This window comes from Roseomonas sp. F4, from assembly GCF_053891155.1.
On record NZ_JBSSHK010000001.1, the window covers coordinates 251,814 to 278,307 of the forward strand.

The following is a 26,494-nucleotide window of genomic DNA, read 5'->3' on the forward strand; positions in this document are numbered from 1 at the left end:
TGGCGCAGCCGGAACGGCCCGTCACGTGACGGTTTCATGGCGCTTGCGGCGCCAAGCGCTACAGCTTCGCCAGTTCCTCCGTCAGCCAGGGCCGGGCGGTCAGGGTGCGGCGCAGATAGTGGTCCCAGCGCAGCGCCAGCACCTTGTCGGAGAGCAGGAAGCGCTTGGCCTCCGCCGCCGTCGCGTCATCCACCTGGTGCAGCGGCCGGCCACAGGCGGCGGCCATGGCGCCGAGCTGGATGCGGCAGGCCTCGTCCAGCATGATGGCGCAATGGACCGCCTCCCGGACGTTGCGGCCGACCAGCAGCGCACCGTGATTGGCCAGCAGCAGGGCGCGGCGCGGGCCGAGGGCCTGGGCCATCTCCACGCCGGTCTCCTCGGTATCGACGATGCCGCCATATTCGGCATGCAGGGTGCAGTCGCCCTGGAACATCAGCGCGCTCTGGAACAGCGGCAGCAGGTTCTCGCCGGTGGCGGTCAGCATCACCGCATGGGGGCTGTGGGTGTGGATCACGCAGTTCACATCCGGCCGCGCGGCGTAGAGCCCCGTATGGATGACCAGGGATGGGTTGATGCGGCCGGGGCCGGAGAGAACGCGCAGCGCCATATCGGCATGGTGCAGATCGGCGGCGCGCACCTCCTCGAACCCCTGGCCATAGCCATGGCACCAGAAGCTTTGCCCGCCCGGCGCCCGCGCCGTCAGATGGCCGGCGATGCCGGCATTCTGCCCGTGCACATCGAGGATGTGATAGGCGGCGAGCAACTCGCGCTTCAGCTCATCCATGCTGCAACTCCGGAATGCGGTTCGCGCCCTCCGCGATGCGCAGGCAGGCGGCGTGGTGCCGCACATCGCCCCGCACCGCGCGCAGTTCCGGCGCATGGATGCGGCAGTTCGGCACCGCCACCGGGCAGCGGCTGGCAAAATGGCAGCCTGGGGGCAGGTTGATGGGGGAGGGGACCTCCCCTTCCAGCACATGCCGTCGCAGCACCGCCGTGGGGTCCGCCGGCAGATGCGCGGACATCAGCGCCTGCGAATAGGGATGCGCGGGGGCCGCGAAAACCTGGGCGGCGGGCGCGTATTCCACCACGCCGCCCAGATACAGCACCATGATGCGGTCCGAAATCAGCTTCACCGTGCCCAGGTCGTGGCTGATGAACATCATCGCCGCCCCGGTTTCCGCCTTCAGCTCCGCCAGCAATTCCAGGATGCCGGCGCGCACGGACAGATCCAGGGAGCTGGTCGGCTCGTCCAGCACGATCAGCTTCGGCTGGGTGGCGATGGCGCGTGCGATGCAGACGCGCTGCAACTGCCCGCCCGAGAGTTCGGAGGGATAGCGCGTCAGCAGTTCGGTGGTCAGCCGCACGCGGCGCGCCAGATGCTCCGCGCGGTCCTGGCGTTCGCTGCGCGAGAGTTTCGTGTGCAGCAGCAGCGGTTCGGCGATCAGCTCGCCGATGCGGATGCGCGGGTTCAGGGCGCTCCAGGGGTCCTGGAACACCATCTGCATCTCCGCCCGCAGCGGGCGGCAGGCGGATTCCGGCAGGCGGGTGATGTCCCGCCCCTGGAAGCGGACGCGCCCGCCATCGGGCTTCAGCAGGCGGATGACGGCGCGGCCGATAGTGGATTTGCCGGAGCCGCTTTCGCCGACCACGCCGAGCGTCTCGCCGGCATTGATGGTGAAGGACACGCCATTCACGGCATGGACGGTGCGGCCGCCCTGGGCCGGGAAGCGCTTTTCCAGCCCTTCGACGTCGAGGACGGGCGTCATGTCGCCACCCGATGGCATCGGGCGACGTGGCCCTCGCCCAGCGCCACATCGGGCGGCGGAATGGCGCAATCGGCGCCGGCCTGCGGGCAGCGATCGCGATAGGCGCAACCCTCCGGCAGGCGAAACAGATTGGGTGGCGGCCCGCCCACGGTGCGCGCGGCGCCCAGCTTCAATCGCTCCGGCGTCGCGCCGATCAGGTTGGCGGTATAGGGGTGGGTGGGATTGGCAAAGACCTGCCGCACCGGGCCGCTTTCCACGATGGTGCCGGCATACATCACCGCCATCTCGTCGCAGTAATGCGCCACCACGCCCAGGTCATGGGTGATGATGATGGCGCCGATGCCTGTGCGCCGCACCAGGTCGCGCAGCAGGTCCAGGATCTGCGCCTGCACCGTCACATCCAGCCCCGTCGTCGGCTCATCCGCGATCAGCAGGCGGGGCTCGTTCATCAAAGCGAGGGCGATCAGCACGCGCTGTGCCATGCCGCCCGACAATTCATGAGGCCAGGCCTGCATGCGCCGCGACGGGTCCGGGATGCCGAGCGAGGCCAGCATCTGAACGGCCCTTTCCCGCGCCTGCCGTTCGCTGGCCTTGCGATGCGCGCGATGGATGCGCACCAGCTGGTCGCCGATGCGGCTGAGCGGGTCCAGCGAGGATTTCGGGCTTTGCACCACCAACGCCATGTCGCGGCCGCGCAGGGCGTTGATCTCGCCCTCCGGCATCGCCAGCAGGTCGCGCCCTTCGAACAGTGCGCGGCCGCCGACCACGCGGGCGGGTGGGCGCAGCAGGCCCATGATGGAGGTGGCGGTCAGCGATTTGCCGGCGCCCGTTTCCCCCACCAGCCCCAGGATACGCCCGGCGTCGAGCGAGAAGGACACGCCGTTCAGCGCTCGCGCCGTGCGGATCTGGTTGTCCAGGTCACGCGAGATGAAGTGGGTGTGCAGGTCTTCGACGGAAAGCAATGTCATATCGACGCCCTCAAGCGCCGGGCGCCCCCTCCGGGGGCTTGGCTACGCGCCATAAGGCGCGGCGGCCATTCGGCCGCTCGGCCGGCGAAGCGTGCCGGCCGCAGGCCATCCATCCAACGTATGAGTTTCACCGTGTGGCCGCCTTCCGGCGCGGGTCGAGCATGTCCTGCATCCCATCGCCCAGCATGTTCAGCCCCAGCACCATCAGGATGAGCGCGATGCCCGGAAAAATGCCGACCCACCATTGGCCGGTGACAAGGTATTCGGCGCCCTGGCGGATCATCGCGCCCCATTCCGGTGTTGGCGGTTGGATGCCGACGCCGAGGAAGGCCAGCGTGGCGGAGATGCGCACGGCCCAGGCCGCGCGCACCGCGGTCTGCGCCATGGCGCCCTGGATGGCATTGGGCAGGATATGGACGAAGAGGATGCGCCAGGTCGGATTGCCGGCGGAGACCGCGGATTCGACGAAGGTGGAACCCCGCAGCGCGATCACCTCCGCCCGCACGACCCGGGCAAAGACCGGGCTGTCCAGAAAACCGATCACCAGCACCACGTTCAACAGCGAGGGACCCGCGGCGGCGACCACGGCCAAGGCAAGGATGATCGAAGGAAACACCCGCAGCGCGTCGAAGCCGCGCATCATGATCTCGTCCGGCCAGCCGCCGCGATAACCGGTGTAGAGGCCGAGCGGCACGCCTACCAGCAGCCCCACCAGCACGGCCGGAATGGCGATGCCAAAGGCCCAGCTGGCGCCGGCGATGACGCGGGATAGCACATCCATCCCATTGCCATCGGTGCCAAAGGGATGCGCCCCGCCCGGCGGCGCCAGCACGTTGCGTGCATCTGCCTGCACCGGATCGAAGGGTGCGATCCAGGGCGCCAGGATCGCCATCAGCGCGAAGCCGATCAGGATCGCCGCGCCGATGGCCAGAGTCGGGCTGCGCCGCGTGATGCCGGCGAGGCGAAGCGCCCAGCGCGGTGCCGGGGCCACCGTCGTGCTCATGGTGCCGCCCCCGCGCGCGGTTCGGTCAGCATCACGAAGACATCGACGGCCAGGAAGACCAGCACGGAGAACAGCGCCAGCATCAGCACATAGCCCTGCACCACCGCGAAATCCCCGGCGATGATGGCGGACAGCCCGTACTGTCCAAGACCGCCCCAGGCGAAGACGTATTCGATGAGGGAGGTGGTGCCCACCAGTCCGGTGATCTCCGTGCCGATGAAGGTCACCACCGGCGTCATGCTGTTGCGCAGCGCCATGGCGCGGATCTGCCCATGCGGCAGCCCCTGCGCGCGGGCATAGCGGATGTAGTCGGAGGCCAGCACTTCCAGCGCGATGGCCCGCGTCTGCTTGATGATCGGCGCGGCGGAAATGATCGCCACGCAGAGCACCGGTAGCACCAGCTGGCTGAAGGCCGACCCGGCCGCCTCCCAATCCGCGGCCAGCAGCCCGTCGATCAGATAGCTGCCGGTGATGCGGTCCGGCGGCGTCAAGAAAAGGTCGATGCGCCCCATCCCCGGCGGCGCCCAGCCGAGCAGGTAGAAGAACACGAACAGCATGATCAGGCCGAGCCAGTAGGTCGGCACCGAAAAGCCCAGCAGCGACAGGAAGCGCGTGATCTGGTCGAAGCCGCCATCGGGGCGGAAGGCGGCGCGCAGCCCGGCGGGAATGCCGAGGCCGGCGCCGATCAGCACGCCCCAGAACATCAGCTCGATGGTCGCCGGCGCGCGGTCCAGGATCTCCGCCAATACCGGCCGGTTGCTAAGCCAGCTCTGGCCCAGATCGCCCTGCAGCACCTTCCCCATATAGACGCCGAACTGCACCCAGATCGGCTGGTCGAGCGCCAGCGAAGCGCGGACCAGCGCGATTTCCTCGGTCGTCGCGGTGGGGCCGGCGAGCAGGCCCACGGGGTCGCCGCCGCTGATCCGCACCAGCAGGAAGGTGAACAGCAGGATCACCGCGAGCAACGGCACGACGAGGATGATTCGTCGTGCGAGCAGTCCGGTCATCAACCCACCTTCAGATCGTACCAGCGCTCATGGTCATCCGGATGCGGGCACCAGCCGGAGATATTGGGCGCCATCGCCTCCCACACGCTGGGATAGACCGTGGCGATCCAGGGCGCCTCCTCCATCCACAGCGCCTGCGCCTGGCGCATCAGATCATTCCGCCGCGGCACGTCCAGGCTCGTCCGTGCCTCGTCGATCAGCGCATCCATGCGCGGATCGGCGAAGCGGGCGCGGTTCGACACGCCCTGGGAATGCGCCAGGAGATAGGTGGTATAGACCGGGTCCAGCACGATCGGCCCGTCCTCGAAGGAGAAGATCGGCATGTCCTGCCGCGAGGGCGCGCCACGTGCGCGCATGTCGCTGTCGCTGATCCGCACCGCCCGCGCCTTCACCCCGATCGACTGAAGCTGGGAGGCGACCTGGATGGTCAGCGGCTCCTCCCAATTGAAGATCTGGCTGTAGAAGATCTCGATATTCTGGTTGAAGTCGAAATTCGCCTGGGCCAGCAGCGCCTTCGCACGTTCCGGATTGTAGTCGTAGTTGAAGGCGCTGGGGTCGTAGCCGGCGACAATGGGCGGGATGATGGAACGTGCCTGCTCGGCCAGACCGAAATACACGCCCTGGATCAGTGCCTGCTTGTCCACCGCGTAGTTGAAGGCCTGCCGCACCAGCTTGTTGTCGAAGGGCGCGAATCGCAGGTTCATGCGGATGGAGGAGATGGTGCGGCCGAAGCTGTCCTGCGTCTTCACGCGACGATCCGCCCGCAGCTCCGCCACCTGTTGCAGCAGCGGGCGATGGATCCACTGCACCTGGCCGCTGCGCAGCAGCGTGATGCGCGATGCGGCCGACGGCACGGCCCGGAAGATCACCCGGTTGAAATGCGGCTGTTCGCGAAAATAGTTCGGATTGGACACGAAGACCGCCTGCTCGCCGGAGCGCAGGCTTTCCAGGTGATAGGCGCCGAAGCCCGCTGTGTTGGTCTCCATCCACTTCAGGCCCCAGGGGTCCTCGGCGGTGGCGTGCTTCTTCACCTCGGTCGAGTCGTAGATGCCCGGCACGTAGAGCGTCAGCGCCGAGAGCAGGATCATGCTGGGGGCGGAGAGGATGAATTCCACCTCATAGCGGGAGGTCGCCTTCACCGCGGTGACATTGGCGACGCTGGCGATGAAATTGCCGGTGCGGCGCTGGGCGAAGGACTTGGCCCAGCTCCATTCCACATCCGCCGCCGTCAGCTCATTCCCATAGGCGCTTTTGACGCCCTGGCGCAGCTTGAACACCCAGCTCTTGCCGTCCTCTGAACTGGTCCAGCTTTCCGCCAGATGGCCCTCGATGACGTCGGGGTTGAGGTAGGGGCGGCCGTCGCGGGTGGTGCGGCCGTAGCGGGTCAGACCCTCATAGACCTGCACCACGACTTCCTGCGTGCCGGGGCGCAGCGCATCGCCCTCGAACCCCTCCGGCGCGCCGGGGGCGGCCAGCAGCAGGGTGCGGCCGCCGCGCTGGGCCAGCACCGCCGGGGCGCCGAGGCTGCTGCCCGCGGCCAGCGCCGCGGCGCCGAGCAGGAGGTCGCGCCGTTCGATCGTCATCAATTTGGTCCCTCATTCGCCCCGGCCGCATTGACACCGCTCCCGACAAAGATTTCAAGCCTGGGATGCAAGTGCCCTTCCACGGGCGCATCAGCAGAAGGGCATCCCATGCACGACCTGGTCATCCGCGGCGGCACCATCGTGGACGGTACCGGACAGCCCGCCTTCACCGGGGACCTCGCCATCGATGGCGACCGCATCACCCAGGTGGGCGACAAGGCCGGCCCGGCGAAGCGCGACGTGCCGGCGGAAGGCCGGTTGGTCACGCCGGGCTGGGTCGATGTGCACACGCATTATGACGGCCAGGCCACCTGGGACCCGGTTCTCGCCCCCAGCGTCTGGCACGGCGCCACGACGGTGCTGTTCGGCAATTGCGGCGTCGGCTTCGCCCCGGTGCGCAAGCGCGACCACAAGGCGCTGATCGACCTGATGGAGGGGGTGGAGGACATCCCCGGCATTACCTTGACCGAAGGGCTGAAGTGGAACTGGGAGAGTTTCCCGGAATATCTCGACGTGCTCGGCTCCATGCCGCGCACCATCGATATCGGCGCCCAGATCGCCCACCACCCGTTGCGGGTCTATGTGATGGGCGAGCGCGGGTTGAACCGGCAGGCCGCGACGGCCGAGGACATGGAGGAGATGGCGACGCTTACGGAGCATGCGCTCCGCGCCGGCGCCTTCGGCTTCACCACCTCCCGCACCGACCAGCACAAGACGCCGACCGGCGACCTGGTGCCCGGCCGCTATGCCGAGGAGAAGGAACTGCTGGCCATCGGCCGCGCCATGGGCCGCGCCGGCCGTGGCACGTTCGGCATGCTGTCGGACTTCGAGGATGAGGCGGCCGATTTCCGGTGGATGCGGGAGCTTTCGACCATCTCCGGCCGCCCAGTGTGGTTCCTGCTGACGGATCGCAACTACGACCCGCAGCGCTGGCGCCGCCTGATGAGCAATGTGGATGCCGCACGCGCCGATGGCCTGCCGCTCTCCGCCCAGGTGGCCTGCCGCCCGGTCGGCCTGATCCTCGGCCTGACGACGTCCCTGAACCCCTTCGCCCTGCGCGAGGGTTTTCATGAGTTGGCCGCTCTGCCACCGAAGGAACAGCTGGCAAAACTGCGGGAGCCGGCCATTCGCGCCAAGATTCTGGCGGAGGAAGCCTCGCAGCGGCTGCTGCATGTGGTGCCGCCGCTGTCCCGGCAGATCGCGACGCGCTGGGACAATATGTTCGCCCTGGGCGACCCGCCTGACTACGAGCCGCCGCCGGAGCGGTCGATTGCGGCGCTCGCTGCCCAGGCGGGGCAGGATCCCGCAGCCTTCTGCTACGACTACCTGACCGCCGAGGATGGCGGGCGGATGCTGTACTTCCCCGTGGTGAACTATGTCGGCGGCGACCTGTCGGTCGTGCATGACATGATGCTGCACCCGCATACGGTGAACGGCCTGTCCGATGGCGGCGCGCATTGCGGCGTGATCTGCGATGCCTCCATGCCCAGCTTCATGCTGACCCATTGGGTGCGCGACCGGGCGCGGGGCGATCGCGTGTCGCTGGAATTCGCCGTGAAGCGGCAGACCAGCGAGACGGCGGATTTCTTCGGTATGACCGATCGCGGCCGTTTGCAGGTCGGCAAGAAGGCCGATGTGAACGTCATCGACTTCGACGCGCTGCGCCTGCACCACCCGGAGATGATCTACGACCTGCCCGCCGGCGGCCGCCGCCTGGTGCAGCGCGTGGAGGGCTACGATATGACCATCGTCTCCGGCCAGCCGATCATGGAGCGTGGCCAGGAAACCGGCGCGCGCCCCGGCCAACTGGTGCGCGCGACGCGCTGAGACGGGTGCGGGAGGGCCCAGAACCCTCCCGCCTTACGCCTCGGCCAGCACCCGCCGCGCTTCCGCCGCATCCGCCGCGATCGCGGCCTTCAGCGCGTCCAGCCCCGAGAAGGCCGCGTCCGCACGCAGGAAGCGCACCAGCCGCACGCCGATCTCCTGGTCGTAGAGATCGCCGCTGAAATCGAACAGATGGCTTTCCAGCCGGGTCACCGGGTCGCCGCCGAGGGTCGGCCGGCGGCCGACATTGGCCACGCCATCCACCACCCGCCCATCCGCCAGCGCCACGCGCACGGCATAGACGCCGCGCGCCGGTTCCAGATGCCGGCCGAGCAGGATATTGGCGGTGGGCCAGCCGAGCTCGCGCCCCAGCTTGTCGCCATGGAACACCACCCCGCGCACCTCCCAGGCCCGACCCAGCTCGGCGGCGGCGCGGTCGGGATAGCCGTCCTGCAAGGCCCGGCGGATGCGGGTGGAGGAGATCGGCCCGCCCTCATCCACCACCGGCGGCACCACGGTCAGGCCGATGCCGCGCGCCTCCGCCTGGCGCGCCAGGAATGCCACATCGCCGCCACGGCGATGGCCGAAGGCGAAGTCGGCGCCGCAGGTCAGGTGCCTGGCGCCGAGGGACTCGTGCAGCACCTGCGCGACGAAGGCCTCGGCAGGCATGGCGGCCAGCCGCGCATCGAAGGGCAGGGCGAAGACCGTGACCACGCCGTGTTCCGCCAGCGCCCGCGCCTTGGCCGGCAGCAGGGTCAGGCGGAAGGGTGGGTCCTCGGGCCGAAAGTGCTCGCGCGGATGCGGCTCGAAGGTCAGGGCCGCCAAGGGCAGGTCGGGCCGCGCCGCATGGGCGGCGCGCAGCACCGCCAGATGGCCCAGATGCACGCCGTCGAAATTGCCCAGCGCCAGGGTGGCGCCGCGAAGTGCGGCCGGCACCGCGTGCCAGTCCTGGATGATGGTGGGTGTCACGTCTGGTCGGGCCGCAGCCAGGGCAGGGTGCCGCTGGGCAGGGCAAAGGCGTCCAGCTTGTCCAGCGCCTCCGCCACCGTGGTGGCGCGCATGGCGAGCGGCCGCTGCGTCTCCCGCACGAAACCCTGCTCCAGCATGAAGTCCAGGGTCTTCAGGAAGGGCTGCCAGAAGCCGGCGACGTCGAGGAAGACCACGCCCTTGGCCTGGATGCCGAGCTGCGCCCAGGTCAGTGCCTCCACCGCCTCCTCCAGCGTGCCATAGCCGCCGGGCAGCACGATGAAGCCATCCGACAGCGCCGCCATCTTGGCCTTTCGCTCATGCATCGTGTCGACGATGTGCATCTCCACGCCGCCGCCATGGCCGACCTCGCGCTTCAGCAGGCCGTGCGGGATCACGCCGATCACCTCCGCCCCGGCGCTCAGCGCCGCATCCGCGGCAATGCCCATCAGCCCGACGGCGCCGCCGCCATAGACCAGGCCCATGCCGCGCCGCGCCACTTCCCGCCCCAACTCCCGCGCGGCTTCGGCATATTCGGGCCGGGCGCCGGTCATGGAGCCGCAGAACACGCAAACCCGTTTGGTTTCGGCCACGTCCTACCTCCATGCTGCACCGCGCAACAGCTGCGTTAGCCCTGCCTCGCCGGATCGACAAGGCCCGGGCGAGTTGCCACAACGGGCCTCCAGTCCAGCTCAGGGAAGCCAGCATGCCTGCCACCACGATCGGCACCTCGGAACAGCTTCTGGAGGAGCTGCGGCTCTGGGTGGAGCAGGAGACGCCGACGACCGACCCGGCGGCGGTGAACAAGCTGGTCGACCGCTGCGAGGCGGCGCTTTCCGCCGTTGGCGGCGAGATCACCCGCATCCCGGGCCGGGACGGCTTCGGTGACACGCTGATCTGCCGCACCCCGGCCGAGGCCGGCAGCAACCAGGCGCCGGTGATGGTGGCGGGCCATCTCGACACGGTCTGGGACCATGGCAGCCTGGCCGGGCCGATGCCCTTCAAGATCGAGGGCGACAAGGCCTATGGCCCCGGCATCTACGACATGAAGGCCGGGTCCTTCATGGCGTTTCACAGCGTGCGGGAAATCCTGCGCCAGAAAATCCCGACCAAGCGGCCGATCGTGCTGCTGCTGACCCCGGATGAGGAGGTCGGCAGCCCGACCAGCCGGGACATCATCGAACAGACCGCCCGCGGCGCCCGCGCCGTGCTGATCCCCGAACCCGCCGGGGCCGGCGGCGCCTGCGTCACCGCGCGCAAGGGCGTGGGGCGTTTCGTTATCAAGGTCCATGGCGTCTCCGCCCATGCCGGCGGCAACTGGGCGGAGGGGCGCAGCGCCGTCGTCGCGCTCTCCCGCCTGGTGCTGAAGATCCATGAGATGACCGACCTCGCGGCCGGCATCACCACCAATGTCGCCCCCTTCCTCGGCGGCACCCGTCCCAATGTCATCCCGCCCGAGGCCAGCGCGGAGGTGGACCTGCGCGTGCCGACCATCGCGGAAGGGGAGCGGATGGAGGCGCTGATTCTGGGCCTCGCCGGGGAGCAGGACGGCATCCGCATCGAGATCACCGGCGGCATGAACCGCCCGCCCTTCGCCGAGAATGGCGAGATCGTCGCGCTCTACGAACAGGCCAAGGCCCTGGCCGCGGCGGCGGGCTATACCCTGCCGAAGCAGCATCGTGGCGGCGGGTCGGACGGCAATTTCACCGCCGCCCTCGGCATCCCGACCCTGGACGGGCTGGGCTGCACCGGCGCCGGCGCCCATGCGCCGCATGAGCACATCATCTGGACCGACCTCGCCGCGCGATGCAGCACCCTGTGTGGGCTGCTGGAAGGCATCGACTGACCGCGCTCGCCTTCTACGCCCTGGCGGCGGTGGCGGAAATCGCCGGCTGCTTCGCCGTCTGGGTGGTGCTGCGGGAGGGGCGGAGCGCCTGGTGGCTTATGCCAGGCCTCGCCTGCCTGGCCTTCTTCGCCTGGGCGCTGACCCGCATCGACACGCCCTTCGCCGGCCGCGCCTATGCCGCCTATGGCGGCGTCTATATCGCCGCCTCGCTGGCCTGGATGTGGGCGGTGGAGGGGGCGAGGCCGGATCGCTACGACCTGATGGGCCTGTTGCTATGCCTCGGCGGGGCGGCGATCATCCTGTTCGCGCCACGCGCGGGTTAGGGGAAACGCCATGCCAAAAGCCTTGATCGTCGGCGCCGGGCCAGGCTTTTCGGCCAGTTTCGCGCGGCTTCTGGCCGCCGAGGGCTACAGCGTGGCGCTCGCCGCCCGGGATACCGGCAAGCTGGGCGCTTTGGCCGCCGAGACCGGCGCCAGCCTGCATCGCTGCGATGCCAGCGACCCCGCCCAGGTCGCCGCCCTGTTCGCCACGCCGCAGGCGGCGGAGGCGGAGGTGGTGCTCTACAACGCCTCCTTCCGCGTGCGCGGCCCAACCGTGGATCTGGCGCCGGAGGATGTGCGCCGCACGCTGGAAGTCTGCGCCTTCGGCGCCTTCCTCGTCGCCCAGCAGGCCGCCGCCCATATGCTGCCGCGCAAGGCGGGGACCATCCTACTGACCGGCGCCTCCGCCGGGGTGAAGGGTTTCGGCCGCTCCGCCCCCTTCGCCATGGGCAAGTTCGCGCTGCGAGGGCTCGGGCAGGCTTTGGCGCGGGAGCTGCATCCGCAGGGCGTCCATGTGGTCCATATCGTCGTCGATGGCGGCATCCGCAGCGAGCGCCGCCCGGAGACGGGCCAGGACACGCTGCTGGACCCGGACGCCATCGCCACCGCCGCGCTGGCCGCCATCCGCCAGCCCCGAAATGCCTGGTCGGCCGAGATCGAGCTGCGGCCCTGGGTCGAGACTTTCTGAGGGAAGCGTCCAATGCACCAAGATGCCCAGGGAAACACCCTGACCGTTGCCTCCGAGGAGGCAGCGCGCGCCTTCGACCATGCGATCGAGGGCTTTCTGAAATACCGCTTCGACACCGGGCTGCGGCTGAAGGCCTTCCTCACGGCCGACCCGACCGCGCCGCTCGGCCAGGTGATGGCCGGCTGCTTCGCCATGCTGGCCTATGACCGCGGCCTGCTCGGCCGCGCCGCCGGGGCGCTGGCCAAGGCGCAGGCGCTGCCCGCCAATCCGCGCGAAAAGGCCCATATGGCGGCGCTTTCGGCCTGGATCGACGGCACGCCGGAAAAGGCGCTGTCGATCTGGGAACAGATCACCGCGGACCACCCGCGCGACCTGCTGGCCTTCCGCCTGCACCATTTCTGCGCCTTCTGGATCGGCGCGCCGGACCGGATGGTCGGGCTTGTGGAACAGGTGATGCCCAGCTGGGCGGAGGATATCGCCGGCTATGGCAGCGTGCTCGCCTGCCGCTGCTTCGCCCATGAGGAAACCGGCAGCTACACCATCGCCGAATATGCCGGCCGACAGGCCGTGGCGCTGGACCCCGCCGACCTCTGGGCCGCGCATGGCGTCGCCCATGTGCTGGAAATGCAGGGCCGCCGCAGCGAGGGGCTGGACTGGATCGCCGCGCTGGAGCCGAATTGGGAGGGGGGCAACAACCTGATGCACCATCTCTGGTGGCACCAGGCCATGTTCCTGATGGAGCATCGCGATTTCGAGGGTGTGCTGCACCTCTACGACACGCGCTTCCGCAACCGTGAATCCAAGGTCCATCTGGCGCAGCCGGACCTGTATATCGACGTGCAGAACGCCGCCTCCATGCTGTTCCGGCTGGGGCTGCGCGGCGTCGCCGTGGGCGATCGCTGGGGCGAGCTGGCGGACAAGGCGGAGGCGCGCATCGGCGACACCCTTTCGGCCTTCACCCAACCGCATTGGATGATGGCCCTGACCGCGACGGGACGGTGGGAGGCCGCCGGCCGCCTGCTGACGACGCTGGAGGAGGCGGCGCGGGGCAATACCCACCACGCCCGCATCCTGCGGGAGGCGGCGCTGCCCGCCACCCGCGCTGTCGCCTTCCATGCCGAGAGCCGCCATGACGAGGCCTGCGCCGCGCTGCGCCCGGCCCTGGGCGGGCTGTACCGTCTCGGCGGCAGCCATGCCCAGCAGGATGTGCTGGAACAGGTCTTCGTCGATTCGGCCCTGAAGGCGGGGCGCCAGGGCGATGCGCGGCTGGCGCTGGAACGCGCCGCCGGCAAATCCCCGGTGGCGCCGGCCCGCCGCATCGGCTTCGCGGAGGCGGCGCTGACCTTGGGGTATTAGCCGCCGCCTTGCGCCAGGGCGCCAGCCTCGCCAGAACAAGGGGAGACCTTTGCCCCGGGAGTGTGACCGCCATGCATGTGACCGGCCTGCCGCCCTACGACCCCCAGAACATCTTCGCCCGCATCCTGCGGGGCGAGATTCCGGCCAAGGTCGTGCATGACGACGCGCATGCGCTGTCCTTCCACGACATCAATCCCCAGGCGCCGCTGCATGTGCTGGTGATCCCCAAGGGCGCCTATGTCAGCCAGGCGGATTTCTCCGCCAATGCCAGCGAGGCCGAACTCGCCGGCTTCTGGCGCGCTGTTGGACAGGTGGCGAAGGCCTTGGGGCTGGAAGCCAGCGGCTACCGCATCCTGGCCAATATGGGCGAGGATGCCGGGCAGGAGGTGCCGCATTTCCATGTGCATATCTTTGGCGGCCGCCGGCTGGGTCGGATGGTCGCGGCGGGCTGAGCCGTGAGCGGAACCGATCCCTCGCCGGGCGTCGCGGAGGCGCGCGCCGCGCTGTCTGCCATCGGCAGCCTGCCGGATGCCGAGATCGACATCGCCAGCGCCGCCCTGCAATTGGCCCGCATCGACGCGCCGGAGCTGGATTGGCGCGCCGGCGCCCAGCACCTGACCGCCCTGGCGCGGGAAGCGGTGCGTGCCGCCGCCGCGGATCCGGAGGCTGATGCCGGCGACGCCGTCCGCCGCCGCGCCGTATTGGCACAGGTGATCCATGGCCAGTTCGGCTATGGCGGCGATGGCGAAACCTATGACGACTTGGCCAATGCCAATCTGTTGCGCGTCATCGAACGCCGCCGCGGCCTGCCCGTGATGCTCGGCATCCTCTGGTTGCACGCTGCGGAGGCGGCGGGGTGGGAGGCGCATGGCGTCGACTTTCCCGGCCATTTCCTGCTGGCCCTGGCCGGGCGCGGCAAGGTGGTGGTGGATGTCTTCGCGGGTGGCGAGGCCATGGATGCCCGCGCCTTGCGCGCGCTGCTGAAGCGCTTCGCCGGCGATCAGGCGGAGCTGGGGCCTTCCACACTGGCGCCGATGGACAAGCGCGCGGTGCTGCTGCGGCTACAGAACAACATCAAGGTGCGTCGCCTGCGCGATGGCGACCTGGAAGGCGCCGTTGCCTGCGCCGAGGACATGCTGCGCCTGGCCCCGGACGCCGCGCCGCTCTGGCGCGAGGCCGGGCTGATGCATCAGCGCCTGGACCGCATCGGCGCCGCCATCGCCGCGCTGGAGAATTTTCTCCGCCTGGCGCCGGAAGGCATCCAGGCCATGCGGGTGCGCGGACTGCTGGAGGAGCTGCGGCAGCGGCTGAATTGAGGGACGGCCCCGCGCGCTAGGCGCCGGGGCCAGTGGCATCGGTCCTGAACGTCGCCTCGAAGGAGACGAATTCAGGGTGGAAGTACCCAAGCGACCAATAGGCCACGACGCCGTCACGGTCGCTCAGCGCGCGCTTCAGCCAGCCCACGGGACCACCCAGCGGCACGCCCAGCTGCCGCGCCGTCAGCGCATCAGCCGCCCCCAGCCGGAAGACCTGCCGCATCGTCGTCAGCTCCCCGCCACCGAGCTCGGCCAGCAGCGGCAATGCCATCCCGGTCTCGAACTGTGCCGGCCGCTGGTCGAAATAGCTCCGCGCCACGAACAGCTCGGCCAGGGCGTAGGGCGCGCCGGTCGCAAGGCTGTGAACGCGCTTCATCCGGCGGTAGGCTGGCGCCAGCCTGCCATCGGCGGCCTCCAGCGGCGGGGCGGAGTCGTCCGCCTCCAGGATCTGCGCCTTGTTCCCACGCACCTGCTCGGCCAGCGCGGGCCAGCCGAGTTCCAGCACCAGCGTCGGGCGGCGCGGCGGCGCCTCGGTGACGTAGCTGCCGCTGCCATGGCGGGTGCGGATCATCCCCTCCTCCGCCAGCAGCACCAATGCCTGGCGCACCGTCGCCGGGGCCACGCCGAATGATTCCGCCATGGCCATGATGGAGGGCAGCCGGGCGCCGGGTGGAAGCTGGGCCGTGCCGATCTCGCTGCGGATCGAGGCGGCGATCTGCCGGTAGAGCAGGCCCGGATCGGCCCCGGCCAAACCCTCCCGCAGGGCGAATGCCCCCTGTGGAGAAGCCCTCATCCTGCCCGTCCCATCCTTTTCCCGGCCTCCCGCCTGACCGCCACGACCTGCATTAAGGGCGCTTCACAGCCTCTAACAAGTGTGCTGGTCTTCTATATGAGTAAACATGCCTGGGGGCAGGATGTCGACGCGCGCTGAACCACGCCACTTCACCATTCCCGGTTACGGAAAGGGCCATACGGCCCATCATACGGACTATCTGGTGCCGGAGATCGGCACGGTCACGATGACTCCAACCGATCCGGTGGTGGCAGGCAGCTACGCCGAATTCACCATCGTCTTCACCGCCGGGCGTTTCGGCGTGGACGATACCGGGTCCATCCGCATCTGCACCCGCCAGGTCAGCGATCTGGCGCGGCCGCAATTCACCGACCTCAAGGCGCCGAACTACGTCACGGCGGAAGCCAGCAACGGCGCGAAGCTCAGCCTCGACTTCAACCCCAAGCTCGCCATGCGGCCCTGGAGCCGCACCCTGACGGTCAATGTCAATCGCGGCTTCCTGGCCCCCGGCGAGACCATCACCGTGCGACTCGGCGACCGCCGCTTCGGCTCGCCTGGCATGCGGATGCAGACCTATTGCGAGGAGGCTTTCCACTTCCTCGTCCTCGCCGATGTTTTCGCCACCACCAACTGGGCGCTGCTCGACGCCCAGCCGACGCTGCGCGTCATTCCCGGTGATGCGGCCTCCTACCTCGCCGTGCTGCCGACGCAGCGCCGCCCCGGCCAGGACTTCGCCCTGTCGCTGCGCGCCGACGATATCTGGGGCAATCCGACCGATCGCCTCGGCGGCATCTTTCGGCTTCGCGCCAGCGCGCCCGTCGCGGGGCTGCCCGAGAACTTCACTTGGCCGCAGGGCGCCCGCGCGCATCGCATCGAGGGTCTGCGCGCCGAGGCCGGCGACCTCACCATCGACTGGCTGGACGAGGCCGGCAGCCTGATCGCGCGCAGCAACCCGATGCGGGTAGCGGAGGCGGCGCTGCTGCCCTTCTGGGCCGATCTGCATGGCCAGTCGGGGGAGACGGTGGGCACCGGCACGGCGCGGCAATTGGCGTCCTATGCGCGCGACCTCGCCTTCGTCGATGCCATGTGCCACCAGGGCAACGACTTCCAGATCTCCGACGCCTTCTGGGAAGACCTCAACCGCGCCACCGCGGAGTTCAACGAGGACGGCCGCTTCGTCTTCTTCCCCGGCTATGAATGGTCCGGCAATACGGCGATCGGCGGTGACCGCAATGTGCTGCTGCCGGAGGAAGGCCGCCCCATCCGCCGGTCCTGCCGCGCCTTGGTCGAAGACCTGTCGGACCCCGGGACCGATGCCCATGACGCGCGCGCGCTGCATGCGGCGATGCGCGCGGATGGCCGCCCGGCGCTGTGCATCCCGCATGTCGGCGGGCGCTACGCCAATCTCGGCTATGCGCATGACAAGATGCTGGAACGCGCGGTGGAGGTGCATAGCGACTGGGGCACCTTCGATTGGCTGCTGCAGGATGCCTTCGCCGCGGGCGGCCGCGTCGGCATTGTCGCCGGGTCGGATGGGCATAAGGGGCGCCAGGGCGCGTCGCATCCCGGCGCCTCCCAATTCGGCTCCTATGGCGGGCTGACCTGCCTTCTGGCGGAGGATCTGTCGCGCCCGGCCTTGTTCGAGGCGCTGCGCCGCCGGCGGCACTATGCGACGACCTCGGCCACCCGCGTGCTGCTGGATGTGAAGGCGGTGCTCCAACACGCCGCCGACCGGCACATCGACGACCCCGCCTTGGGCGGCGCGCCGGTCGATCGCACGGCGGAGGCCGGGATGGGTGACATCCTGACCGGCGTCCGCGATGCCACCTGCCGTTTCGAGGCCGAGCTTGTCGCCGCCTCCCCGATCGAGCGCATCGAGCTGCACAACCGCACCGAGAGGCTGGAGGTGATCCGGCCCTTCACGGCGGCGGAGCTTGGCCGCCGCATCCGCGTGGTCTGGGAAGGCTCCGAATATCGCGGCCGCGGGCGGGAGACGCTGTGGAACGGTAGCGTCGCGCTGGAAGGAAATGGCTGGTCGGGGGTGACGCCGATCAACCGCTTCAACGTCGATAAGCCTTTCGCGGTGGATGCGTCATCCGCGCGCTTCCAGGCGGTGACGACCGGCGGCTTCGGCGGCTTCGACGCGATGCTGGACGAGGCGAAGGGCGGCGTCCTGAAAATCGACACCGGGCTGGTGAAGGCGGAGTTGCCGATCGACGATATCGGCTTCGAGGATCGCGTCTTCGAGGCCGGCGGTCTGGGCCGCCGCATCCGCGTCTTCCGCCTGCCCGAAGCGAATCCGCATCGCGCCTTCCGCTTCACGCGCGAGGTGCCGCTGCGGGCCGAGGGTGACAATGCGGTCTTCCTGCGCGCCACGCTGGAAGGCGGCGCGGTGGTCTGGTCGAGCCCGATCTACCTGATCCGCCAGGGGTAACCTGGAATACGGCCGCGCGGCCCGGACCACGCCGCGCGGCAAGGGATGAAAAGCAAGAACACACGGCTTCAGCGCAGCATCCGACACGACCTGCAAAGGAACCCCTCATGCGCCGACGCGATATCCTCACCCTCTCCGCCTCCGCCGCGCTGGGCGCGCGGCAGGCCAGGGCCCAAGGCGCGGCCCCCTGGCCATCGCGCTCCCTCACGCTGGTCGCGCCGCTCGCGGCCGGCAGTTCGGTCGACATCATTTCGCGGATCATCGCCGAGAATGTCGGCCGGACCTTGGCGCAGCCGGTGGTGGTCGAGAATCGCCCCTCGGCGAATGGCAACCTGGCGATGGAACAGGTCTCGCGCATGCCACCGGATGGCTACGCCATCATCACGATGGGTCAGACCTCCGTCGCCTTCAATCCTTTCCTCTACGCGAATCTGCGCTTCGACCCGCTGAAGGATTTCACCTTCATCACGCGGCTGGTCGCGGTCAGCAATGTGCTGGTGGTGAAGGACTCAAGCCCGATCAAATCCGTCGCCGATCTGATCGCGACGGCGAAGGCGCGTCCCGGGCAACTGACCTATTCCTCCGGCGGGGTCGGCAGCACGCATCATATCTCGAGCGCCATGCTCGCGCAGATGGCAGGCCTCGATATGGTGCATGTGCCCTATCGCGGCGCGCCGCAGGGCATCCTGGCCGTGGAAAGCGGCGAGGTGGACTTTGCCTATTACAACATCTCGACACTGCTGCCCGCGATCCAGGGCGGACGGCTGCGCGCCCTGGCGGTCACCTCGGCGCAGCGTTCGCCGCATCTGCCGGATGTGGCGACCATGCAGGAAAGCGGTGTCCCCGGCTATGAGATGAGCACCTGGCTGGGCTTCGCCACCGTTGCCGGCACGCCCCAGCCGATCATCGACCGGCTTTTCGCCGCGGCGCAGACGATGATGGCTGATCCCGCTGTGCTGCGGCGACTTGGGCAGATCGGTTTCGACCCCATCCTGCCCCTGACACCGCCTTCCGAGATGGCCGCGCTGGTGCGCGCCGAGAATGAGCGCTGGGGTCCGATCATCCGCGCCACTGGCGCCCGGCTGGACTGAAATCAGCGCAGGCTCCGCGCGCGGAGCCTGCGCTGGCCTACGGCCAGACGGCCTTGGCCATCACATCCATCGCCCGCGTATCCGGCTCCAGGCTCGCGCCCAGCCCCGGCGTCTCCAGGCTGGCGATATCAAGCATGCCGTCCCGGATCGCCAGGCGCGGGCCGCGCGAGGTATCGGCGTAGAGACCCGGATGCGCTTCCAGGAAGGCATGAGCCTCCGCCTTCGGGCGCCCTGAAAACCCATCGATGAAGTGGTGGCCGTTGCGCTCCACGTGGTCCAGGCCCAGCAGCGCGACCAGCGCCAGGTCCTGCTGCACGCAGACGCCGGCCAGCGTGGTCAGATCCTCCGCCGACATGAAGTAGCGGTCGCGGCCTTCCTCGGCATTCCAGGCGCGGCAGCGGGCGAGGTTGATCAGCGATCGCCACACGCCCTTGCACGCCTTCGACGACACGCCCGCATAGCCCAGCTTGCGGCCGGTGACGAAGGCATCCAGCGGGCCATCGCTTTCGTCGATGATGACGGGGCGCTCGGCGGCCAGCGCGCTCATGCTCGTCTCCAAAGCCCGGGCGCGCTTTACCGGCTGTTCGATATAGAGGATGGAGGCGTTCAACCGTGACAGCCGCGGTTCCGCCTGCATGGCGCGCCACAAGGCCAGCGCCCCTTCCGCATCCTCATACTGCTCATTGCCGTCGAGGCTGGCGTGATAGGGTATCGCCTGCGCATCCAGCACGGCGGCGATGCGCGACAGGCGATCCACATCGGCCGCGATATTGCCGCCGACCTTCAGCTTCCAATAGCGATGGCCGTAGAAGCTGACGATCTCCGCCAGCGTCTCCGGCAGCCCGTCATTCACGCGGCTGTCCTGGTCGGCGGCGGTGATCGGATCGACGAGGCCGACGGTGTGCCGCGCATGCAGGCGTTGCAGCGGCACCTGCGCCGACAGCATCCCCGCAAAATCGAAGCCGGCGAGGTCCGGTGCCACCGCATGCGGTGCCATGCCGCCGATATTGGCGCGCATGCCGGTCCAGAAGGACAAGCCCTGCGCCTTCAGCAGCGCATCCAGCATGGCGCGGTCGAGCAGGGCGCGGCCATAGCTGGCGACCAGCGGGTTCAGCGCCTCCGCCGCCGCGGCCTTGGTCACGGCCGCGTAGCTATTGGCGAAATGGCCGAAGGCGGTGTCGGCGCCGGCGGCGCGCGTGGCCTCCGTCGCCAGCTCCAGCGCACGGCGCAGCTGCTGCTCGTTCTGCGCGTCCGACAGTTTCGGATCCTTGTCGAACCACTTCGCCGCCAGCGTCTCCGCCGCCACGCCCCAGGCTTCCGTGCCGTTCTCCAGCCGGATGCGCGCGCGCAGCACGGCCTGGCGGCCCTGCGTCACGGTGATGACGCCGAAGCGGAAGGGCAAGCGCAACGTGAAGGGCCACTCGAAACGCTCGGTTTCGAGCAGCGTGAAGCGGTGGCTCATACGCAGATCCCCTGATAACGACCCGCGCGACACGGGCGTCTGACAGGGGACTCCGGACTCAAGCCTCCAGAATCCCTCGCAGATAGCCGATGGCGCGCGCGGCGCTGGCGGCGCCGTTCGGATGGTAGTCGAAAGGTTCCACCGCGCAGAAGCCATCATATCGCGTGTCGCGCAGCGCATCGCAGACCGGGCGGAATTCGTCCCCTCCCTGGCCGGGGCCACGGCGGTTGCGGTCGTTCAGATGCACATGGGCGATCCAGCCGCCGGGGATGAATCGGCGCAGCAGCGCGGCCGCCGTTTCCTGCTCCCCATTCCCTGCGGCGCTGACATCCAGCATCGTCTTCAGCCCCGGCACATTGAGGCGGGAGACGATCTCCACCGCCTCCGCCACCGTGCGTGCCCAGTTGGTCTGGCCGGCATCCAGCGGCTCTAGGCAATAGGTCAGCCCGTGTTCCGCCGCCCATGCGCCGGCCTTGGCCATCGCCTCCTCCGCCCGACCCGCATCGCCATCCGCCGCCACATGGCGCTGCTTGGGCGAGCCATGCACCAGCAGCGTCGCGCCGAGATCGGCGGCCAGGCCGATCAGCCGCTGCATCACATCCAGCGTGCGCTGGCGCAGCGCCGCATCGGCGCTGGTGATGGAAAGCCCGGCCGGCGCGACCAGCAGCCAATGGAGCGAGGTGATGGGCGCGCCTTCCTCCCGCGCGATGCGCCGCAATTCCGCGCGCTTCGCGGCGGGCAGCAGATGCGGCGCTTCCGCATCGAGGGTGAAGGGCGCGACTTCCAGCCCGTCATAGCCCAGCGCGGCGGCAAGCTTCGCCTGTTCCGCAAAGGCAAGATCCGCCACAACTTCGTTGCAAAGTGAGATGCGCATTACTGGTCCATTTCCACCAAACGCATCTCATGGGCGGATCGCCTTGCGGCGTCCAGTATGCGCAGCGGCAGCACCCCGCCTTCGTGAAGATCCGGCCCTTGAGAAATGCGTGTGGTCACGGCGCAGACAAAGGCCTCGAGCTGCGCCGCCACCACGCCGACCGTATCGAGCGCCGCGGCGCCCAGATCCTCGGTGGGCACATGGTTCGGCAGCCAGGCGCCGCCCTGGGCGGGCAGGTGCTGGCCCCGGCGAAGGCGCAGCGTCTCCGCCATGAAATCCACCTCCGCCACTGCGTGGCTGCCCGCGAGGCCGAGCAGCTTGCGCGTCTCCGCCCCCGGCACCACCGGGTCGGCATGCTCGCCCGGCAGCACGCAGCCGGCTTCGATGAAGCCGGTTGCGCCGGAAGGGAAGCGCAGCTGGATCAGCGCCAGATCCTCCCGCCCCCGGCCCAGCGGGTCGGACAGCATGGCGAAGACGTGGGAGGGTGCCTCCCCGGCGATCCAGGGCAGCAGGTCGGCGAAATGCACCGCATCGTTCAGCAGCGCCCCGGAATCGCCGCGGGCGCGCTTCAGACCGGACATGCGGGCCGACAGGTGATGCAGCCGGCCGAAGCCGCCTGCGCGTGCCAGCGCCTGCACCGCCTGCGCCTTGGGGTGGAAGCGGAAGAAAAGGCCGAGTTGCACGATGCGCCCCGCCTCCCGCGCCAGGGCATGCAGCGCGGCGGATTGGTCGGCCGTCTCGGTGGCGGGCTTTTCCAGGAACAGGTCGCGGCCGGCGCGCAGCACGGCCTCCGCCAGGGGGCCGTGGGTGACGGGGGGCGTGGCGATGATCGCGGCGTCGCTTTCGGCCAGCGCGGCGTCAAACCCCTCGACGAAGCGGGTGCCGGCGGGGGCGGCGTCGCGCATCGCCGGGTCGGGTTCCAGCACCTGCACGGTGACAGAAGGCCCCAGCCGCGCGAGGGCGGCGAGGTGGACGCGCCCGAAGGCGCCGCAGCCGATCAGCAGGATACGGGTCATGGTTCACAAGCTTGACCCATGCGAGGACCCGCGCAAGCCTCCCCGCATGTTCGATGTCCGTGCCGCGATCGAGGACGACCTGCCCCGCGCCACCGCGCTATCGGCGCGCATCGGCTGGAACCAGGTCGCGGCCGACTGGGCCTTCTTCCTGCGCCACGGACAGGTCCGGGTGGTGGAGGATGGGGCGGATCAGGCGCTGGCCGCCAGCGCCGCGCTGCTGCCCTACGGCCCGCGGCTCGCCTGGATTTCCATGGTTCTGGTGCGCCCGGACCAGCGCCGCCGGGGCCTGGCCAGCGCGCTGCTGCGCTGGGCGATGGATGCGCGCGGGCCGGATATGGCACTGGCATTGGATGCGACCCCGGCGGGGCGGCAGGTCTACGGCCCCCTCGGCTTCGACGATCTTTTTTCATTTGCCCGCTGGACCGTGCCGAACCCCCTTCCGCGCCCGGCCGGGATCGAAGTGCGGCCTATGATCGAGACGGACTGGCCCGCCATCCTGGCGCAGGACCTCACCGCCTTTGGCGCGCCGCGCGGCGCCCTGCTGCGCGATTTCGCCGCGCGCTGCCCGGGCGCGGCGCTGGTCGCGCCGGGCGGTTTCGTGCTGGCGCGGGATGGGCTGCGGGGCCCGCAGATCGGCCCGCTCGTCGCCGAGGATGCCGCCACCGCCCAGGCCCTGCTGGCTGCGGCGCGGGATGCGCTGGGCGTGCCGGCCGTGGCGGACCTGCCCGACTCCGCCCAGGACCTGACCGCGCTACTGGCCGAACATGGCGCCGCACCGCAGCGCCCCTTCACCCGCATGGTCTTCGGCACCCCGCCACCCGGCCAGCTGGAAAAAAACTTTCTTCTGGCCGGGCCGGAGTTCGGTTGACGGCGGGCGCGAAGGGGTTTCACCATCCAGGTAACCGGTGGGTTACCCATCAAGAACAAGGGAACGGTTCAACATGACGATCCAACGCAGGACGCTTCTGGCGGCGGGGGCCGCGACGCTCGTGGCGCCGTCGATCGTGCGGGCACAGACCGGCGGCTGGCGGCCGGACCGGCCGGTGACCGTCATCGTGCCCTGGGCCGCCGGCGGGTCCACCGACCAGATGGCGCGCATCGTGGCGGCGGAGCTGGAAGCGGCGCTCGGCCAGCGCTTCGTCGTGGTGAACCAGCCCGGCGCCTCCGGCTCCATCGGCACGCGCAATGCGCTGGAAGCGGCGAAGGACGGCATGACCTGGGCGGCCGGCGCCGCCGTCGATGTCGGCTGCTACAAGGTGCTCGGCCTGCTGGACACCGCGCTGACCGACTGGAACCTGTATTTCGCCGTAGCCAATGTGAACGTGCTGGTGGCCAATCCTTCGGCGAATATCCGCGACTTCGGCGCTGCGATGGAGGCCTTTCGCACGCGCGGCGCGAATACCGCGGTCGCCACCGCCGGCGTCTCCTCCGCCGGCCACAACATGATGGAGGCGATCCGCGCCGCCACCCAGGTGCAGTATCGCCACGCCACCTATGACGGCGGCAACCCGGCGATGATCGCGACGGTGGGCGGCGAGACGCCGCTCGGCGCCGTGCTGCTGGTCGAAGCCGCCGAGATGATCCGCGCCCGCCGACTGATCCCGCTGGCGGTGCAGGCGGAACAGCCGGTGACCCTGCAAGGCGTGGGGGAAATTCCCTCCATCCGTCGCTGGCTCTCCGACATTCCCGCCCCGCTGAACTACTTCGGGATCTGGACGCCGAAGGGCGTGCCGGAGAACGTCATCACCACCATGAACCAGGTCTGGGCGGAGAAGATCGCCAACAGCCAGCGACTGAAGGACTATTCCAATCAGCGCGCCGCGGTCTTCTCGCCGCTCTATGGCCAGAACGCCCATGACGAGGCCTGGAAGATGGTCCGCCAGACCGCCTGGCTCTACTTCGACGGCGGCAAGGCCCGGGTCAGCCCCGACACGCTGGGCATCGCCCGGCTTTGAGCGGCGAGGCTGACGACAAGGCGCCGCTGCCGCCGAGGGTCGACCTCGCGACGGCGGCGGTGCTGCTGGCGCTGGGCTTGGGGGTGATGGCGCTGGCCTGGCGGATGCCGACCTTCGTCGAGCAATCCGGCACCGGCCTGACAGCGCCGGGCATCGTGCCCGGCTTCCACGCCATGGTGGTGGCGGTGCTCTCCGTGCTGCTCGGCCTACGCGCCATCAGGCGCGGCGCGCTGAAGCCGGGTGGGGCAGGGCAGCCTGCCTGGGGCAAGGATGACGCGCGCCAGCTTGGCACCGCCGCGGGGCTCGGCATTCTCTACGCCGGGGTGCTGGTGGGCACGCTGCCTTTCTGGCTGGCGACGGCGCTGTTCGTCTTCGGCTTCACCGCCGCCTTCGAATGGCAGCTCGGCCCCGCCGGCAGGACGCGCCGGCTGATCGAGGCGGCGCTGCTGGGCCTGGCCACCGGCGGCGCGGTGACGCTGGTCTTCGAGCGGATTTTCCTGGTGCGACTGCCGTGAGGATGGGCGCTTGAACAACCCGATCACGATGCTGGGCGACGGCTTCGCCCATGTCTTCGCCGGCGGTGCCGCCTTCCACGCCTTCTGGGCCGTGCTGATCGGCATTGTCGTCGGCGCGCTGCCGGGCCTGACCGCCACCATGGGCGTCGCGCTGCTGACCACGCTGACCTTCACCATGGGGCCGCAGGTCGCCATGCTGGTGCTGGTCTGCGTCTATGTCGGCGCCATCTATGGCGGCAGCCGTTCCGCCATCCTGCTGAACATCCCCGGCACACCCGCTTCCGCCGCCTCGACGCTGGATGGCTTTCCGCTGGCCAAGCAGGGGCTGGCGGGGCGGGCGATGGGCATCTCCACGCTGGGGTCCTGGCTTGGCACGCTGTTCGGCACGCTGATCCTGGCGATGTTCGCGCCGAGTTTTGGGGAGTTTGCGCTCAAATTCGGCAGCTATGAGATGTTCTGGGTGGCGCTGTTCGGCATCGTCATCGCCGGCAGCCTCTCCGGCGGCGATGCGCTGAAGGGCTATATCGCGGGCTTCCTGGGCCTGCTGGTGGCGACGGTGGGGCAGGAGACAAACCACGCCTATGCCCGCTTCGCCTTCGGCAATCCGGACCTGGCTGGCGGGCTCGGGCTGTTGCCGGTGCTGGTCGGCGTCTTCGGCGTGGCGGAGGTGTTGAACGCCATGCGCGGCCCCGCGGTGAAGGCGGTGTCGAGCAAGATCGACAGCGTCATCCCGCGCATCGCCGATGTGGCGCAGTACTGGCGCACCATCTTCCGGTCCGGCGCCATCGGCACCTTCATCGGCGCCATGCCGGGCCTGGGCGAGGATATCGCCGCCTGGACCAGCTACGCCGCCGCCAAGCGCGCCTCGAAGGAAAAGGAGCTGTTCGGCAAGGGCAGCGTCGAGGGTCTCATGGCCGCCGAGACGGGTGAAAGCGCCTGTGTGCCCGGCGCCATCATCCCCGTGCTGACCTTGGCCGTGCCGGGTTCCGCCCCGGCCGCCGTGCTGATGGCGGCGATGATGATCCACGGGCTGAACCCCGGGCCGATGCTGGCCATCACCAACCCCGAATTCATCTACCAGATCGTCGCCATGCTGGTGGTCGCCGACATGGTGAAGCTGTTCTACGGCATGGTGCTGGTGAAGCCGCTGCTCTGGGTGCTGCTGATCCCCCGCGCCCGGCTGATGCCCATCGTCTTCGTTCTGTGCACCGTGGGCGCCTTCGCCATCACCTCCCGCCTCTTCGACATCTGGGTGATGTTGGGCGCGGGGCTGGTCGGCTTCATCCTGCGGGAACTGCGCTTTCCGGTGGCGCCGCTGGTGCTGGGCATCGTGCTGGGCGACCTGCTGGACAAGAACCTGCTGCGCGGCCTGGTGCTGACCGGCGGCGACATCTCGCCCTTCTTCACCCGGCCGATCAGCATGGCGCTGTGTGCGTTGACGCTGCTGGCGGTCGTCTGGGCGATACCGGGGCTGGTGCCGCGGCTGATGGGGGTGTTTGGGCGGCGTGCCTCAGCAGGCTGAGGAGCGGCGAGGGGTCGATACTCCATGGTTCGGAGTGCCAGAAAACAATATTGTTGCGTGGTATTGCTGATAGACGATTGAAAAAATATTGCAAAATCGCTACGAAAAGTGCTAGCTCCCGCCGGGACGAAATGGCCCGACCCGGCGCGGGAGATCAGCGATGCGATGGCGTCTGGTGCTATTTCTTGT

The 26,494-nt window shown here is 69.2% G+C and carries 25 protein-coding genes; 13 read left to right on the forward strand and 12 right to left on the reverse strand.

The window, feature by feature from the left end:
* Positions 1-58: 58 nt before the first annotated feature.
* The 6 genes from ACVFYP_RS01200 to ACVFYP_RS01225 form a co-directional block, all read right to left on the reverse strand.
* Entirely contained in the window at positions 59-784 is a 726-nt protein-coding gene (locus ACVFYP_RS01200; protein WP_499198291.1) for a class II aldolase/adducin family protein, read from the reverse strand.
* On the reverse strand, positions 777-1,766 hold the full coding sequence (locus ACVFYP_RS01205) for an ABC transporter ATP-binding protein (RefSeq protein ID WP_499198292.1): 990 nt from the start codon (positions 1,764-1,766) through the stop codon (positions 777-779). The genes ACVFYP_RS01200 and ACVFYP_RS01205 overlap by 8 nt, the downstream gene beginning before the upstream one ends.
* On the reverse strand, positions 1,763-2,734 hold the full coding sequence (locus tag ACVFYP_RS01210; RefSeq protein ID WP_499198293.1) for an ABC transporter ATP-binding protein: 972 nt from the start codon (positions 2,732-2,734) through the stop codon (positions 1,763-1,765). The genes ACVFYP_RS01205 and ACVFYP_RS01210 overlap by 4 nt, the downstream gene beginning before the upstream one ends.
* A gap of 127 nt (positions 2,735-2,861) precedes the next feature.
* On the reverse strand, positions 2,862-3,737 hold the full coding sequence (locus ACVFYP_RS01215; RefSeq protein WP_499198294.1) for an ABC transporter permease: 876 nt from the start codon (positions 3,735-3,737) through the stop codon (positions 2,862-2,864).
* Positions 3,734-4,744, reverse strand: a complete 1,011-nt coding sequence (locus ACVFYP_RS01220) for an ABC transporter permease (protein WP_499198295.1) — start codon at positions 4,742-4,744, stop codon at positions 3,734-3,736. The genes ACVFYP_RS01215 and ACVFYP_RS01220 overlap by 4 nt, the downstream gene beginning before the upstream one ends.
* Positions 4,744-6,327: an ABC transporter substrate-binding protein gene (locus tag ACVFYP_RS01225; RefSeq protein WP_499198296.1), complete on the reverse strand. Its 1,584-nt coding sequence runs from the start codon at positions 6,325-6,327 to the stop codon at positions 4,744-4,746. Before ACVFYP_RS01225 ends, ACVFYP_RS01220 begins: the two co-directional genes overlap by 1 nt.
* Positions 6,328-6,435: 108 nt before the next feature.
* On the opposite strand from ACVFYP_RS01225, the gene ACVFYP_RS01230 reads away from it, so the two are divergent.
* Positions 6,436-8,154, forward strand: coding sequence for an N-acyl-D-amino-acid deacylase family protein (locus ACVFYP_RS01230; protein WP_499198297.1), 1,719 nt, complete (start codon positions 6,436-6,438; stop codon positions 8,152-8,154).
* A gap of 33 nt (positions 8,155-8,187) precedes the next feature.
* Here ACVFYP_RS01230 and ACVFYP_RS01235 read toward each other — a convergent pair whose 3' ends face one another.
* Positions 8,188-9,120 (reverse strand): bifunctional riboflavin kinase/FAD synthetase, encoded by a 933-nt coding sequence (locus ACVFYP_RS01235; protein WP_499198298.1) that lies wholly within the window; start codon positions 9,118-9,120, stop codon positions 8,188-8,190.
* Positions 9,117-9,710, reverse strand: coding sequence for an LOG family protein (locus ACVFYP_RS01240; protein WP_499198299.1), 594 nt, complete (start codon positions 9,708-9,710; stop codon positions 9,117-9,119). Before ACVFYP_RS01240 ends, ACVFYP_RS01235 begins: the two co-directional genes overlap by 4 nt.
* A 113-nt stretch (positions 9,711-9,823) precedes the next feature.
* Here ACVFYP_RS01240 and ACVFYP_RS01245 point away from each other — a divergent pair, with 113 nt between their 5' ends.
* The 6 genes from ACVFYP_RS01245 to ACVFYP_RS01270 all read left to right on the forward strand — a co-directional run bounded on the left by ACVFYP_RS01245 (position 9,824) and on the right by ACVFYP_RS01270 (position 14,643).
* Entirely contained in the window at positions 9,824-10,963 is a 1,140-nt protein-coding gene (locus ACVFYP_RS01245; RefSeq protein WP_499198300.1) for a M20 family metallopeptidase, read from the forward strand.
* Positions 10,924-11,286 carry a YnfA family protein gene (locus tag ACVFYP_RS01250; protein ID WP_499198301.1) on the forward strand — a complete coding sequence of 121 codons (363 nt, stop codon included), beginning with the start codon at positions 10,924-10,926 and terminating at the stop codon, positions 11,284-11,286. The genes ACVFYP_RS01245 and ACVFYP_RS01250 overlap by 40 nt, the downstream gene beginning before the upstream one ends.
* Positions 11,287-11,296: 10 nt before the next feature.
* Positions 11,297-11,971 carry an SDR family NAD(P)-dependent oxidoreductase gene (locus ACVFYP_RS01255; protein ID WP_499198302.1) on the forward strand — a complete coding sequence of 225 codons (675 nt, stop codon included), beginning with the start codon at positions 11,297-11,299 and terminating at the stop codon, positions 11,969-11,971.
* A gap of 12 nt (positions 11,972-11,983) precedes the next feature.
* Complete coding sequence (locus ACVFYP_RS01260; RefSeq protein WP_499198303.1) at positions 11,984-13,327, forward strand: tetratricopeptide repeat protein; 1,344 nt, start codon at positions 11,984-11,986, stop codon at positions 13,325-13,327.
* A 71-nt stretch (positions 13,328-13,398) separates the two neighbouring features.
* Positions 13,399-13,779: a histidine triad nucleotide-binding protein gene (locus ACVFYP_RS01265; RefSeq protein WP_499198304.1), complete on the forward strand. Its 381-nt coding sequence runs from the start codon at positions 13,399-13,401 to the stop codon at positions 13,777-13,779.
* A gap of 3 nt (positions 13,780-13,782) precedes the next feature.
* A complete protein-coding gene (locus tag ACVFYP_RS01270; RefSeq protein ID WP_499198305.1) occupies positions 13,783-14,643 on the forward strand; it encodes a SirB1 family protein in 861 nt (286 codons plus the stop codon).
* Positions 14,644-14,659: 16 nt separating this feature from the next.
* Here ACVFYP_RS01270 and ACVFYP_RS01275 read toward each other — a convergent pair whose 3' ends face one another.
* Entirely contained in the window at positions 14,660-15,436 is a 777-nt protein-coding gene (locus tag ACVFYP_RS01275; RefSeq protein ID WP_499198306.1) for a GntR family transcriptional regulator, read from the reverse strand.
* Positions 15,437-15,557: 121 nt separating this feature from the next.
* On the opposite strand from ACVFYP_RS01275, the gene ACVFYP_RS01280 reads away from it, so the two are divergent.
* On the forward strand, positions 15,558-17,870 hold the full coding sequence (locus ACVFYP_RS01280) for a DUF3604 domain-containing protein (RefSeq protein ID WP_499198307.1): 2,313 nt from the start codon (positions 15,558-15,560) through the stop codon (positions 17,868-17,870).
* A 107-nt stretch (positions 17,871-17,977) separates the two neighbouring features.
* Positions 17,978-18,961 carry a Bug family tripartite tricarboxylate transporter substrate binding protein gene (locus ACVFYP_RS01285; protein ID WP_499198308.1) on the forward strand — a complete coding sequence of 328 codons (984 nt, stop codon included), beginning with the start codon at positions 17,978-17,980 and terminating at the stop codon, positions 18,959-18,961.
* 37 nt (positions 18,962-18,998) lie between these two features.
* Here ACVFYP_RS01285 and ACVFYP_RS01290 read toward each other — a convergent pair whose 3' ends face one another.
* Genes ACVFYP_RS01290 through ACVFYP_RS01300 form a run of 3 tightly spaced genes read right to left on the reverse strand, consistent with a single transcriptional unit; the run spans position 18,999 to position 22,313 of the window.
* Positions 18,999-20,423, reverse strand: a complete 1,425-nt coding sequence (locus tag ACVFYP_RS01290) for an enolase-like domain-containing protein (RefSeq protein ID WP_499198309.1) — start codon at positions 20,421-20,423, stop codon at positions 18,999-19,001.
* A 58-nt stretch (positions 20,424-20,481) separates the two neighbouring features.
* Positions 20,482-21,297, reverse strand: a complete 816-nt coding sequence (locus tag ACVFYP_RS01295; protein ID WP_499198310.1) for a sugar phosphate isomerase/epimerase family protein — start codon at positions 21,295-21,297, stop codon at positions 20,482-20,484.
* Positions 21,297-22,313 carry a Gfo/Idh/MocA family oxidoreductase gene (locus tag ACVFYP_RS01300; RefSeq protein ID WP_499198311.1) on the reverse strand — a complete coding sequence of 339 codons (1,017 nt, stop codon included), beginning with the start codon at positions 22,311-22,313 and terminating at the stop codon, positions 21,297-21,299. The genes ACVFYP_RS01295 and ACVFYP_RS01300 overlap by 1 nt, the downstream gene beginning before the upstream one ends.
* 46 nt (positions 22,314-22,359) lie before the next feature.
* On the opposite strand from ACVFYP_RS01300, the gene ACVFYP_RS01305 reads away from it, so the two are divergent.
* The 4 genes from ACVFYP_RS01305 (at position 22,360) to ACVFYP_RS01320 (ending at position 26,305) form a co-directional block, all read left to right on the forward strand.
* A complete protein-coding gene (locus ACVFYP_RS01305) occupies positions 22,360-23,181 on the forward strand; it encodes a GNAT family N-acetyltransferase (protein ID WP_499198312.1) in 822 nt (273 codons plus the stop codon).
* A 73-nt stretch (positions 23,182-23,254) separates the two neighbouring features.
* On the forward strand, positions 23,255-24,268 hold the full coding sequence (locus ACVFYP_RS01310) for a Bug family tripartite tricarboxylate transporter substrate binding protein (protein WP_499198313.1): 1,014 nt from the start codon (positions 23,255-23,257) through the stop codon (positions 24,266-24,268).
* On the forward strand, positions 24,265-24,783 hold the full coding sequence (locus tag ACVFYP_RS01315; RefSeq protein WP_499198314.1) for a tripartite tricarboxylate transporter TctB family protein: 519 nt from the start codon (positions 24,265-24,267) through the stop codon (positions 24,781-24,783). The genes ACVFYP_RS01310 and ACVFYP_RS01315 overlap by 4 nt, the downstream gene beginning before the upstream one ends.
* 10 nt (positions 24,784-24,793) lie before the next feature.
* Positions 24,794-26,305, forward strand: coding sequence for a tripartite tricarboxylate transporter permease (locus ACVFYP_RS01320; protein WP_499198315.1), 1,512 nt, complete (start codon positions 24,794-24,796; stop codon positions 26,303-26,305).
* Positions 26,306-26,494 lie beyond the last annotated feature (189 nt).